The sequence below is a fragment of the Mycobacterium sp. URHD0025 genome (assembly GCF_000426065.1).
Taxonomy (GTDB): Bacteria; Actinomycetota; Actinomycetes; order Mycobacteriales; family Mycobacteriaceae; genus Mycobacterium.
Map to the genome: position 1 here is coordinate 58,664 of NZ_AUEQ01000010.1, position 11,994 is coordinate 70,657.

11 protein-coding genes are annotated in these 11,994 nt (G+C 66.5%); 4 read left to right on the top strand and 7 right to left on the bottom strand.

What is annotated here, in order from left to right; translation table 11 throughout:
• Nucleotide 1: 1 nt before the first annotated feature.
• From H977_RS0115360 to H977_RS33285, 3 genes are all read left to right on the top strand, one after another.
• Complete coding sequence (locus H977_RS0115360; protein ID WP_029108683.1) at nucleotides 2-589, top strand: TetR/AcrR family transcriptional regulator; 588 nt, start codon at nucleotides 2-4, stop codon at nucleotides 587-589.
• Nucleotides 586-2,133, top strand: a complete 1,548-nt coding sequence (locus H977_RS0115365; protein ID WP_029108684.1) for a glycerol-3-phosphate dehydrogenase/oxidase — start codon at nucleotides 586-588, stop codon at nucleotides 2,131-2,133. The genes H977_RS0115360 and H977_RS0115365 overlap by 4 nt, the downstream gene beginning before the upstream one ends.
• 80 nt (nucleotides 2,134-2,213) lie before the next feature.
• Entirely contained in the window at nucleotides 2,214-3,338 is a 1,125-nt protein-coding gene (locus H977_RS33285) for a T6SS phospholipase effector Tle1-like catalytic domain-containing protein (RefSeq protein ID WP_051288880.1), read from the top strand.
• Here H977_RS33285 and H977_RS0115375 read toward each other — a convergent pair.
• Nucleotides 3,335-4,213, bottom strand: coding sequence for a LysR family transcriptional regulator (locus tag H977_RS0115375; RefSeq protein WP_231395968.1), 879 nt, complete (start codon nucleotides 4,211-4,213; stop codon nucleotides 3,335-3,337). The genes H977_RS33285 and H977_RS0115375 overlap by 4 nt on opposite strands.
• Before the next feature lie 87 nt (nucleotides 4,214-4,300).
• Here H977_RS0115375 and H977_RS0115380 point away from each other — a divergent pair, with 87 nt between their 5' ends.
• On the top strand, nucleotides 4,301-5,050 hold the full coding sequence (locus H977_RS0115380; protein WP_029108686.1) for an SDR family oxidoreductase: 750 nt from the start codon (nucleotides 4,301-4,303) through the stop codon (nucleotides 5,048-5,050).
• An 85-nt stretch (nucleotides 5,051-5,135) separates the two neighbouring features.
• Here the strand turns inward: H977_RS0115380 and H977_RS0115385 are convergent, their stop codons facing one another.
• The 6 genes from H977_RS0115385 to H977_RS0115410 all read right to left on the bottom strand — a co-directional run bounded on the left by H977_RS0115385 (nucleotide 5,136) and on the right by H977_RS0115410 (nucleotide 11,974).
• Nucleotides 5,136-6,560, bottom strand: a complete 1,425-nt coding sequence (locus H977_RS0115385) for an acyl-CoA carboxylase subunit beta (protein WP_029108687.1) — start codon at nucleotides 6,558-6,560, stop codon at nucleotides 5,136-5,138.
• Nucleotides 6,561-6,606: 46 nt separating this feature from the next.
• Nucleotides 6,607-7,860 (bottom strand): 3-oxoacyl-ACP synthase KasB, encoded by a 1,254-nt coding sequence (kasB, locus tag H977_RS0115390; RefSeq protein ID WP_029108688.1) that lies wholly within the window; start codon nucleotides 7,858-7,860, stop codon nucleotides 6,607-6,609.
• Between the two features lie 92 nt (nucleotides 7,861-7,952).
• Nucleotides 7,953-9,203, bottom strand: a complete 1,251-nt coding sequence (kasA, locus tag H977_RS0115395; RefSeq protein WP_029108689.1) for a 3-oxoacyl-ACP synthase KasA — start codon at nucleotides 9,201-9,203, stop codon at nucleotides 7,953-7,955.
• Nucleotides 9,200-9,496: a meromycolate extension acyl carrier protein AcpM gene (acpM, locus tag H977_RS0115400; RefSeq protein ID WP_003884427.1), complete on the bottom strand. Its 297-nt coding sequence runs from the start codon at nucleotides 9,494-9,496 to the stop codon at nucleotides 9,200-9,202. Before acpM ends, kasA begins: the two co-directional genes overlap by 4 nt.
• Nucleotides 9,497-9,585: 89 nt before the next feature.
• Nucleotides 9,586-10,515 carry an ACP S-malonyltransferase gene (locus tag H977_RS0115405; RefSeq protein WP_155946682.1) on the bottom strand — a complete coding sequence of 310 codons (930 nt, stop codon included), beginning with the start codon at nucleotides 10,513-10,515 and terminating at the stop codon, nucleotides 9,586-9,588.
• A 172-nt stretch (nucleotides 10,516-10,687) separates the two neighbouring features.
• Nucleotides 10,688-11,974 (bottom strand): PucR family transcriptional regulator, encoded by a 1,287-nt coding sequence (locus H977_RS0115410; RefSeq protein ID WP_029108691.1) that lies wholly within the window; start codon nucleotides 11,972-11,974, stop codon nucleotides 10,688-10,690.
• Between the last annotated feature and the right edge of the window lie 20 nt (nucleotides 11,975-11,994).

Genomic DNA, 11,994 nt, shown 5'->3' on the forward strand with positions numbered 1-11,994 from the left:
CATGATGTCAATCAGTAACGATCGTTCGCTGAGCGACCAGATCTTGGACGCCGCCGCCAGCTGTGTGCTGGCCTTCGGCGTGGACCGGGTGACCCTGGCCGAGATCGCCCGGCGGGCCGGTATCAGCCGACCAACCGTGTACCGCCGTTTCCCCGACACCCAGTCGATCCTGGCCGCGCTGCTCACCGCGCGGATCGTGGGTGTGCTGGACGAAACCGGCAGTCAGGGCCCTGGTCGTGCGGCGCTGGTGGCGCGCATGGTGACGGTGGCAGGACGGCTGCGCCGCGACGAGGTGATCATGGCGGTCCTGCACTCCGCACCGGAGTTGGCGATGGTCTACATCGCCGAACGGCTGGGCACCAGCCAGCAGATCCTGATCGACGCACTGGCCGGTGAGCTCAAGCTCGCCCAGGAGGTCGGCAAGGAGAACGACCGCGTCCGGTCGGGAGACCCGCGCCAGCTGGCCACAATGTGCCTGCTCATCACGCAGTCGGCGATCCAGTCCGCCCAGATGGTCGAGCCCATCCTCGACGCCGACGCCCTCGCGGCCGAGCTCACCCACGCGCTGAACGGATACCTGGCGTCGTGACCGGTCCCACAGCGCTCAACCGCCGAAGACGCGCAACCGAATTGGCCGAACTCGCCGACGGCGAACAGGCCGATGTGATCGTCATCGGCGGCGGGATCACCGGTGCGGGCATCGCGCTGGATGCCGCCACCCGGGGCCTGCGGGTCGTGCTGGTGGAGAAACACGATCTGGCTTTCGGGACCAGCCGGTGGAGTTCGAAACTCGTGCACGGCGGTCTGCGTTATCTGGCCACCGGCAACGTCGGGATCGCCCGCCGCAGTGCGATCGAGCGCGGAATCCTGATGACCCGCAATGCACCTCATCTCGTCAAGGCCATGCCGCAGCTGGTACCCCTGCTGCCGTCGATGGGACGCGCGTCGCGGGCGTTGGTGCGCACCGGATTCGTCGCCGGCGACGGTCTGCGCAGGCTTGCGGGCACCAGCGCGTCGGCCCTGCCGCGGTCGAGCCGGGTGGATGCGCGTCGGGCTGTCGAACTGGCGCCGACCGTTCGCACCGAGGGGCTCGACGGCGCATACCTGGCCTACGACGGCCAGCTCATCGATGACGCCCGACTGGTGACCGCGGTCGCCCGGACCGCCGCGCAGCACGGGGCCCGCATCCTGACCCGGGTCTCGGCCCGTGCCGCCGATGCCACGTCGGTGCAGCTGACCGACGAACTGACCGGGCAATCCTTCGACGCGAGTGCGCGTGTCGTCATCAACGCCGCCGGAGTGTGGGCCGGGGATCTCGACCCGGCGATCATGCTGCGGCCCAGCCGCGGTACGCATCTGGTGTTCGACGCCGCAGCGTTCGGCAATCCGTCAGCGGCCCTGACCATTCCGATACCGGGGGAGTTGAACCGGTTCGTCTTCGCGATGCCCGAGCAGCTCGGCCGGGTCTACCTCGGGCTGACCGACGAGGACGCCCCTGGGCCGATTCCCGATGTGCCGCAACCGACTCCGGGTGAGATCGCGTTCCTGCTCGACACCGTCAACACCGCACTGGCCACCGACCTGACCACTGCCGACGTACGAGGGGCGTACGCCGGGCTGCGGCCGCTGATCGACACTGGCGAGGGCAATACCGCCGATGTGTCCCGCGAGCACGCCGTGGTCGAATCCGCGAGCGGGGTGATCAGCATCATCGGCGGAAAGCTCACCGAATACCGGTACATGGCCCAAGACGTGTTGGACCGGGCGCTGGCTCTGCGCGGGCTGGCCGCGACGAGCTGCCGCACGGGCAATCTTCCCCTCGTCGGCGCGCCCGCAAATCCGGTCTCCACCCTGCGATCCCCGCATGCGACGCCCTCCTCGCTGGTGGCGCGGTACGGGGCCGAGGCGCCCAACGTGATCGCGCAGTCCCGCTGCGTGCGTCCGACCGACCCGGTGGCCGAGGGCATCGACGTGATCCGCGCCGAGTTCGAGTACGCCGTCAGCCACGAAGGCGCACTGTCGGCCGACGACATCCTGGATCGGCGTACGCGCATCGGGTTGGTGAGCGGCGACCGGGACCTCGCGGCTGAGGCAGCCGCCGAGATGATCGCCGAATTCAATGAAGTCGAGTAGTCCACTACGCATGGCGTGGCCGGTCGCCGTGAGCACACTGACCCTTGAGGCGCAAACCTGTGCGGTAAGGGAGCTCGATCATGGCGAAGCGGCTGGTGGTGTGCTGCGACGGCACGTGGAACACACCTGATCAGACAACGGACGGCAAGCCCACGCCCACCAACGTCGCGAAAGTGGCGATGGCGCTGTCTTCTCACGACGACGACGGGCGAGAGCAGCGCCTGTTCTATCACCGGGGTGTGGGCACCACCCGGTCGGACCGCCTGCTCGGTGGGGCCTTCGGGGCCGGTCTCTTCCGCGATGTCTGCCAGACCTACCGATTCGTCGTCCAGAACTACCAGCCTGGTGATGAGGTGTATTTCTTCGGATTCAGCCGCGGGGCGTTCACCGCACGCAGCACGGCGGGCCTGATCCGCAACTCGGGAGTGCTACATCGCGACAATTCTGATCAGATCCAGCAGGCGTACGCGTTGTACCGCGACCACAGGCCCGCCACCGGTCCGCGTAGCGCCGAGGCGGCGTTGTTCCGGAAGATGTACTCCTACGAAACCGATATCCGGTTCATCGGGGTCTGGGATACCGTTGGTGCCCTGGGGATTCCATCGGTCGGCGGGTGGCTGGCCCGCCGGTTCAACCGGCGGTACGAATTTCACGACACCACGCTGAGTTCGAGGGTCGGGGAGGCCTACCAGGCGCTCGCGATCGACGAGCGGCGCGGCCCGTTCGTGCCGACGGTCTGGTCCCGGTCGAACATGGCTCCGCCCACGCAGCGTCTGGAGCAGGTGTGGTTCACCGGATCGCACTCCGATGTGGGTGGCGGCAACGCCGACCACGGACTCAGCGACATCGCGTTGTGCTGGATGCTGGAGAAGGCCCGCGGCGCCGGGCTGGCATTCGTCGAAAGGTCCTTCTTGCGTGAGCCACCCGCCGGCGGAGAGCCGGTCTCCGGCGACGAGATCGTCGAGGAGTACACCCGTATCGACCCCAATCCCGCTCAGGAGCCCGAGAATTCACGGAAGGGTATCTACCGCTTCCTGCCGCCGCACGCGCGCGAGGGTGGAAAAGGCGGCAACGAGTACATCGCCTCGACCGTCGACCGGGAACAGCGTTCGCGGGGCTGGTGGAAAGCACCGGTACCCGACGACGATCCGGAGCGCAGGATCGTGCCGGTCAAACTGACCGAGGATCTGACCCGGGTGGGTTAGACGTGCGCCAGGATCTGGTCGCGCACGGCCGATCCGGTGTGGCGCTGCCACATCGCCTGGACACCGACCAGCAATGGCGGTTCCAGCTCGGCGATCACCACGCGTCCGTCCATGGCGGGGCCGGCGGGAGTGGTGACGAACGCGACGGCACCGGTGGTGAGTGGGGCGGCGACGGTCGCCGCGCCCTGGACCCGGCTGACGACATAGTCGGGTTCGAATCCGGCACGCCGGCATGCGCCCATCAGAAAGTCGCTGTAGTACGACGCCCCCGGGGGCGCCCACAACGCGATGCGCTCCCCGGCGAGTTCGTGGATATCGACGGCGGACGAGCCGGCCAGCCGGTGTTCGCCGGGCACGGCCAGCCGTACCCGGTCGTAACCCAGGACGGCCGTGGCCAATTCGTTGGTAGGGACCACGCCTCGGCGCACACCGAGCTGCACGCTGCCATCGAGCACCGCGGCGGAGAGCTCATCGGGGTAGAGCTGGCGGAAGGTGAAGGAGGTGTCGGGGAACGCGGTGATGGCCGGTTCGAGGTGGGTATAGGCTTCGCTGCCGCTGAGTGCCGGAGTGTGGCCGACGACAAAGACCTCGGCCGCGCCCGCGGCGGTCTCTTCCACCCGTGTGGCCACCGTGTGCGCCGCTGCCAGCAGTGTTCGGCCTTCGGTGAGAAGCACTTCGCCGGCCAGGGTGAGCGTCAGGCGCCGGCCCTCGCGCCGGAACAGTGTGGCGTTGAGTTCCTTCTCCAGTTGCTGCATCGAGCTGCTGAGGGCCTGTTGGCTAACGTGCAACGCGGATGCCGCGGCGGTAACGCTTCCTGCCTCGCCGATCGCGATGAACTGGCGCAAACGGCGTAGATCGGAGATCTTCGAGGTCACCGCCCCAATCTATCTACAAGTACCGGTTGTGGAAACCTCGGGATTTTGCGTTTTTCATATGTGGATCGCGAAACTACGCTGCGAGGCATGAGCAAACTGGAAGGGAAATCAGCAATTGTTGCTGCCGGGGCCAAGAATCTCGGTGGCCTGATCAGCGCGACGTTGGCTTCGAGGGGTGTCAACGTTGCCGTTCACTACAACAGCGCCGCCACAGAGGCTGAGGCCGACAAGACGGTGGCGGCAGTACAGGACGCCGGTGTGAAGGCCGTGAAGGTGCAGGGCGACCTGACCGTGCCGGCCAACGTCGAGAAACTCTTCGACACGGCCATCGACGCGTTCGGCAGCGTCGACATCGCGATCAACACCGTGGGCAAGGTGTTGCGCAAGCCGTTCGTGGAAACCACTGAGGCCGAATATGATTCGATGTTCGACATCAACGCCAAGGCGGCCTACTTCTTCCTGCAGCAGGCGGGCAGGCGACTGAACGACGATGGCTCGGTCGTCACCATCGTGACCGCGCTGCTGGCGGCCTACACCGACGGCTACTCGACGTACGCGGGCTCCAAGAGTCCCGTCGAGCACTTCACCCGGGCCGCCTCAAAGGAATTCGGAGTGCGCGGCATCAACGTCAACAACGTGGCCCCCGGTCCGATGGACACGCCCTTCTTCTATCCGCAGGAGACTCCGGAGCGGGTCGAGTTCCACAAATCGCAGGCGATGGGCAACCGGCTGACCGAGATCACCGACATCGCCCCGCTGGTGGTGTTCCTCGCCGGCGAGGGGCACTGGATCAACGGGCAGACCATCTTCGCCAATGGCGGCTACACCACGCGGTAGCACGCCGAGCAGACGTAGAACTGCCCCTTTTCGCTTGAAAAGGGGCAGTTCTGTGTCTGCTCGCGAAAGGCCTTGCGCTGAAGAGTTACAGCGGGATGTTCTTGTGGCGACCGCGCCGGTGCGGGGCCTCGGCCAGCGCCTGCGTCAACTTGCTGCGGGTGTGGGCCGGATCGATCTTCTCGTCGACCACGCCGATCTCGATCGCCGAATCCACACCGCCGGCAATCCTCTCGTGCTCCAGCGCGAGTTCCTCGTGCAGCGCGTCGCGTTCTGCAGCATCTTCGACAGCCGCCAGCTTGCGCTTGTGCAGGATGCCCACCGCGGCCTTGGCGCCCATGACCGCGACCTCGGCGTCCGGCCAGGCGAAGACCTTGGTGGCGTTGAGTGAGCGCGAGTTCATCGCGATGTAGGCACCGCCGTAGATCTTGCGGGTCACCAGGGTCACGCGGGGGACCGAGGATTCACCGAAGGCGTGCAGCAGCTTGGCGCCGCGGCGCACCACACCGCCCCACTCCTGGTCCACACCGGGCAGGTAACCCGGGACGTCGACGACGACCACCAGCGGAATGCCGAACGCGTCGCACAACCGCACGAAACGTGCTGACTTCTCAGCGCTTTCGGAGTTCAGGCAGCCACCGAGCCGCAGCGGGTTGTTCGCGATCACGCCGACCGAACGGCCGGCCAGCCGACCGAGACCGACAACGATCGACGGGGCCCACTTGCCCTGGAACTCCTCGAACGGGACACCCTCGTCGAGCAGCGCCTCGATGATCGGGTGCACGTCGTAGGCGCGGCGGGCGGACTCGGGCATCAGCGCCGCCAAGTCGGTGTCGCCGGCCTCGGCCTTGCTGCGATCGAAATGGCCCTGCTGGCTGAACAATCCGACCAGACGACGACCGCGCTCGTAGGCGTCGAGCTCATCGTCGGCGACGATGTGGCACACACCGGACTTCTTGTGGTGAGCGTCGGGGCCGCCGAGCGACACCATGTCGACGTCCTCACCGGTGACACTGCGCACCACGTCCGGACCGGTGACGAACACCTTGCTGTCCGGAGCCATGATGATCACGTCGGTCAGGGCGGGCCCGTAAGCCGCACCGCCGGCGGCGAATCCGACGACCACCGAGATCTGGGGGATGTAGCCGGACGCCCGGATCATCGCCTCGAAGACCAGACCGACCGCGTGCAGCGCCTTGACGCCCTCGGCCAGCCGCGCGCCGCCCGAGTGCCAGATGCCCACGATCGGGCTCTGCTCCTCGATCGCGGTGTCATACGCATTGACGATGTGGGCACAGCCCTCGATGCCCATGGCCCCACCCATGACGGTGCCGTCGGTGCAGAACGCAACCGTCCGAACGCCGTTGACCGTACCGGCCGCGGCCAGCACGCCCGAGCGGTCCCGCTCGTGGAGCAGTTCGACGCTGCCGTCGTCGAAGAACGTCTGCAGGCGCAACAGCGGATCGCGCGGGTCGAGTGATTCGGCGGCTGCCTCGGGGGCCATGATCGTCATAGGGTCTCCTTTAATGGAAAGCGCTGGGTCGCCGTAGTTCGGAAGCTCAGTACTTTCCGAAGGCGAGCGCGACGTTGTGCCCACCGAATCCGAACGAATTGTTGATTGCGTACTTGTAATTGCCCTGCCGCGGCTCACCGGCGACCACATCCAGATCGATCTCCGGATCGAGGTTGTGCAGGTTGCGCGTCGCAGGGATCACGCCGTCGCGCAGCGCCAGGACGGTGAGGATGGACTCCACCGCACCGACCGCACCGACAGAATGGCCCAGCGCCGCCTTGGGCGCGTAGACCGCGGGCTTGTGGCCCACCATCGCGTTGTTGATCGCCTTGCTCTCGGCCACATCGCCGACGCTGGTGCCAGTGGCATGGGCGTTGACGTGGTCGATGTCTTGGGGCTGCAGACCCGCCAGCTGGATGGCCCGGGTCATGGCATGACCGGCCTGCTCGCCGTTGGGGTCGGGGGCCACGATGTGATAGCCGTCCGAGGTCACGCTCGCTCCCATGATCCGGGCCAGGATGTTGGCGCCGCGGGCCTTGGCGTGCTCCTCGGTCTCGATCACCATCAGGGCGCCGGCCTCGCCGAAGACGAAACCGTTGCGATCCTTGTCGAAGGGCTTGCAGGCGCCTTCGGGATCGTCGTTGGAGTTGGACAAAACGATGCGCATCTGTGCGAAGCCGGCGATCGGCACGGCCTCGATCTTGGTTTCCACACCACCGCAGATCGCCATATCGGCCTCACCGAGGACGATCTGCCGCCACGCGTTGGCGATCGCTTCCGAACCCGACGCGCAGGCCGAGATCGAGGTGCACACCCCGGCCTTGGCCTTGCGCTCGAGTCCGATCGCGGCTGCCGCGCCGTTGGGCATGTACATCTGCACCACCAGCGGCGACACCGCACGAAGGCCCTTGGTCCGCATTCCGTCGTAGGCGAACACGAGCTCTTCGGTAGAACCCAGACCGGTGCCGATGGACACCATGAGACGGCGGGCATCGACCTCGGGGGAGCCGGCATTGGCCCACACCCGACGGCCGATGACCGTCGACATCTTCTGCAAATATGACAACCGGCGCAGTTCGACGCGTGTCAGCTCGGAGTCGAACTCTTCGAGGAGGTGGCCGCCGATGCGAACCGGCAAGTCGTACTCGTCGACGAACGAATCAGTGAGCTTGCGGATGCCGCTCTGACCGTCGAGCAGCTTCTTCCACGTGCTCTCAGCATCGGTTGCCAGCGCCGTTGACATGGCTACGCCGGTGACAACCACATTGGGAAGACCATTCCCAGTGGACAATCCCGCCATATTTACGGAGTTCTTCCTTCCGTGCTTTCCCTCGGTTCTTTACCGTCCGGGGCTACCTTTCGGGGCCACCGATCAGGTTTTGTGCGCCGGCCTCAGTACCGTCCGAAGGCCAGAGCCACATTGTGTCCACCGAACCCGAACGAGTTGTTGATGGCGTACTTGTAGTCGCCATAACGAGGCTCGCCTGCAACCACATCGAGATCGATCTCAGGATCCGGTGTCTCGTAGTTGAGCGTCGGGGGAATCACCCCGTCGCGCAACGCGAGCACCGTCAACACCGACTCCAGTGCACCGACAGCGCCGATCGAGTGACCCAGCGCCGACTTGGGCGCGTAGACCGCGGCGTTCTCGCATCCGGCAACGCGGATGGCATTGGCCTCGGCTGTGTCACCGATCGGGGTGGCGGTGCCGTGAGCGTTGATGTGATCGATGTCCTTGGCGTCCAGGCCCGCGGTTTCCATCGCCCGCTTCATCGCGGCACCGGCACGCTGACCGTTGTCCGCCGGAGCGACCATGTGGAATGCGTCCGAGGTGATGCCTGCACCCATCACCCGGGCCAGCGGCTTGGCGCCACGGGCCAGGGCATGCTCCTCGGTCTCGATGATCATCATCGCGCCGGCCTCGCCGAACACGAATCCGTCACGGTCCTTGTCGAACGGCCGGGACGCCCCTGCGGGATCGTCGTTACGCGTCGACATGGCGCGCATCATCGAGAACGCCGCGATCGGCAGTGCCTCGATGCCGCCTTCCACGCCGCCGACGACGGCGAAGTCCGCATCACCCATCACGATCTGGCGCCAGCCGTGGGCGATGGCCTCAGATCCCGACGAACACGCCGACACCGGCGTGATGACCCCGGCGCGGGCGCCGAGTTCAAGACCGGCGACCGCGGCCGCACCGTTGGGCATGATCATCTGAACGGCGAGCGGGCTGACCTTGCGGATGCCGCCCTCGTTCATCGCGTCGTAGGTCTCGACGATCTTCTCGCCACCGCCGAGGCCCGTGCCGATCACGACGGAGAACCGATCGGGATCGACCTCGGGCGCTCCGGCGTTTTTCCACAGCCGTCGGGCCAGCACCAGCGACATGCGCTGCACGTAGGAATTACGTCGCAGCTCGATGCGCGTCAAGTGGCTGTCCACGTCATCGACCAGGTGGCCACCGATACGCACCGGAAGGTCCCACTTGGTGACGAAGTCGTCGGTCAACTCACGGATGCCGCTTTCTCCGGCCAGGAGGCCCTTCCACGTGCTCTCGATGTCAGCAGCGAGCGCCGTGGTGGCCTCCACGGCGGTCACCACGACGTTCGGGAAGCCTCCGTTAGCAGTGGAAGGTCTGGTCATTCCGAGCCAAACTTCTCGCGCAGGGCGGCGGCAGCCTCGGGGTTCTCTTCTTCGAGCTTCTGGATGTAGGAGACGACGTCACCGACGGTGCGCAGGCCGGCCAGATCCTCGTCGGGGATCTTCACGCCGTACTTGTCCTCGGTCTGCACGGCGATCTCCACCATCGACAGCGAGTCGATGTCCAGGTCGTCGACGAAGGACTTCTCCGGGGTCACCTCAGACGGCTCGATGCCGGTGACCTCTTCGATGATCTCGGCGAGACCGGCGATGATTTCTTCTTGACTGGCGGCCACAATGGCTCCTTCTTGTTGTTGATCGCGCCCTCCGGGTACGGAGGACATTCCGGGACGTTCGTTTTTTCGATATTCAGTTGTCGCTGGACTCAGAGCTCGTCCAAGCCGTCCAGGTCTGCTGGGGCCTTGATGGCCCGGGCCGGGGTGCCCTTCAGTTCACGTTTGGCGATGCCGGCCAGGGTGCCTGCGGGCGGGAACTCCACGATCCCGGGGCGCTCGGCATTCTCGAAACGGTCTCGCATGGTCGCGGTGCACAGATCCCAGCGCACCGGCTTGGTCAGCTGGGACACCAGCTTCTCCATCGCGTCGGCGGCTGACGTGACCGGCTGACCGTCCGCATTCGAGAGGAGGGTCGTGTTCGGCCTCAAGGACGAAGCGGTTGTTACCTCTCGAACTGCGGCGGCGTAGCCGTCCAGCGCGGAAGCCATGTAATGGGTGTGGAACGCGCCCGCGGTCGCCAGCTTACGGACGCGGGCCTTGGCCGGCGGATCCTCGGCGAGCTTCTCCAGTGCCGCGACGGCGCCGGCGGCCACGATCTGGCCGGCCGCGTTCCGGTTGGCCGGGACCAGGTCGAGTGACTCCAGCCGGGCCAGTACCTCGGCCTCGTCGCCGCCGAGAACCGCCGCCATGCCGGTCGGCTCGACGGCGCAGGCCTTGGCCATCTCGGCGCCGCGGGTGGCGGCCAGCTTGACGGCGTCATCGGCGGAGATGACCCCGGCGATGGCGTAAGCGGCGATCTCGCCGACGGAATGACCCGCCACGAGAGTCTCGGCGGTATCGGGCAGACCGCGTTTGGCCAGTTCTTCGTAGGCCAGCAGCGTGGCGGCCACCACCAGCGGCTGAGTCACCGCGGTGTCGGTGATCTCCTCGGCGGTGGCAGTGGTTCCCAGGCGCGCCAGATCCAGGCCGCTGATCTGCGACCACGTGGCGAGGCGATCGGCGGCACCGGGCAGCTCCAGCCAAGGGGAGAGCATGCCGGGCGTCTGCGATCCCTGGCCGGGAGCAAGCAATGCGAGCACGGGTTGAGGCACGTCTTTAAGAGAACACTGTGAAGACGGTTTTGTGGGGTGTAAGAGATTATGAACCTTGTCTTATGTTTTTGTAGGTTCCCTACAAAAGTGCATGTTATGCGACGTTGCCTTCACCGCAGCGAAATATGTCACAGCCCCTCGATCGCTCGGTGAGGCCAGTTCAGGCCCGTTGTCGGGTGGAATGAGCCGGGCGAATCGCCGGTATCACCGTGGTTCCACCATTTGGCGTGCTCGGCTGGTATGCCTGTTTGCTCAGCCTGCCGACTGTCGAGGCGACGCGCAACACGTAGGCGTCCCTGGGCACGGCCGGATCGCGGCCGGTGAAGTCGCCGATCCGTTTGAGCCGGTAGCGGACCGTGTTTGGATGAACGAACAATTTGCGGGCGCAAGCTTCGATGGCGCCGCCGGAGTCCAGGAATGCGTCGAGAGTCTCTGTGAGGGCCGGGCCGGCATCGCCCAGCGGGCGCATGACCTCGGTTTCCAATGCCGCGATGGCGGTCGCATCGCCCAGCAGGGCCCGTTCGGGCAACAGGTCACGCGCCGACACCGGCCGGGGTGCGCCGGTCCACCCCGCCACCGCGTTCATCCCGGAGATCGCCTCGGTGGCGCTGCGGTGCGCGGCGGTCAGCGTCGGGGAGGTTGGCCCGATCACCACCGGACCGTCGGCGAACACCGACAGCAGGTCGGCCAGGAAGCGGTCGGTCGGTGACAGGGGGCCCGACACGATCGCGACCAGCCAGGTTCCGTGCACATCCGACAGCGCTGCCCGGTCGTTGCGCTTCACGACATCGTGGATGTCGTCGCGAGCCAGGTCCAACCGGTCCTTGCGCGGCAGGCCCACGATCACCGTGGCCGGCGCGGTCGCGTCCCAATTCAGCGCCGCGGCCTGCGACTGCAGCTCGGGTCCGGTGTCGCCGCGCACCACCGCGTCGACGACGTTGGCCTCCATTCGCAGGTCCCAGGCGCCGCGAGCCTCGGCCTGGTCGGCGTAGGCGCTGGCCGCCGCGAACGCCAGGTCCCGGCTGTACCGCAGGATGCCCGCCGTCAGCGCGTTGAGCTGCTCCTCGGACCGGGCCAGCAGGGGCACCACCTCCTCGAAGAACTCCATCGAGGTCCGCACCATCTCGACCGACTGGCGCAAGGCGATACGGCGACGCAGATCCTGGGGCACCACCTCGAAGGCCTGAGCGGTGTAGCTGACATCGCTTGCCGGATCCCGCATCCACTCGACGAAGTTGACCACGGCGGTCTGGACCACCAGCTGCACGCTGGCCCGCTGCGACGCGTCGAGATCGGAGAAGAAGTCCAGGCGCTGGGCCATCGCGTGCACGGCCTCGGTGGCCAGCCTGCCGGAATACTGCTTCAGCCGGCGTAACACCGAGTCGGGCACGCTCGCGAGGACCTCGACGGTCGACTTGGGCGGAACGAACCGGTTGTTGTCAGGCACCCCTAAAAGGTACGCCTGTT

Coding starts and splice junctions, on each gene's coding strand:
- H977_RS33285 (WP_051288880.1), top strand. CDS start 2,214: ATGGCGAAGCGGCTGGTGGTGTGCTGCGACGGCACGTGGAACACACCT.
- kasB (WP_029108688.1), bottom strand. CDS start 7,860: ATGGCGGGATTGTCCACTGGGAATGGTCTTCCCAATGTGGTTGTCACC.
- kasA (WP_029108689.1), bottom strand. CDS start 9,203: ATGACCAGACCTTCCACTGCTAACGGAGGCTTCCCGAACGTCGTGGTG.
- H977_RS0115360 (WP_029108683.1), top strand. CDS start 2: ATGATGTCAATCAGTAACGATCGTTCGCTGAGCGACCAGATCTTGGAC.
- H977_RS0115380 (WP_029108686.1), top strand. CDS start 4,301: ATGAGCAAACTGGAAGGGAAATCAGCAATTGTTGCTGCCGGGGCCAAG.
- H977_RS0115385 (WP_029108687.1), bottom strand. CDS start 6,560: ATGACGATCATGGCCCCCGAGGCAGCCGCCGAATCACTCGACCCGCGC.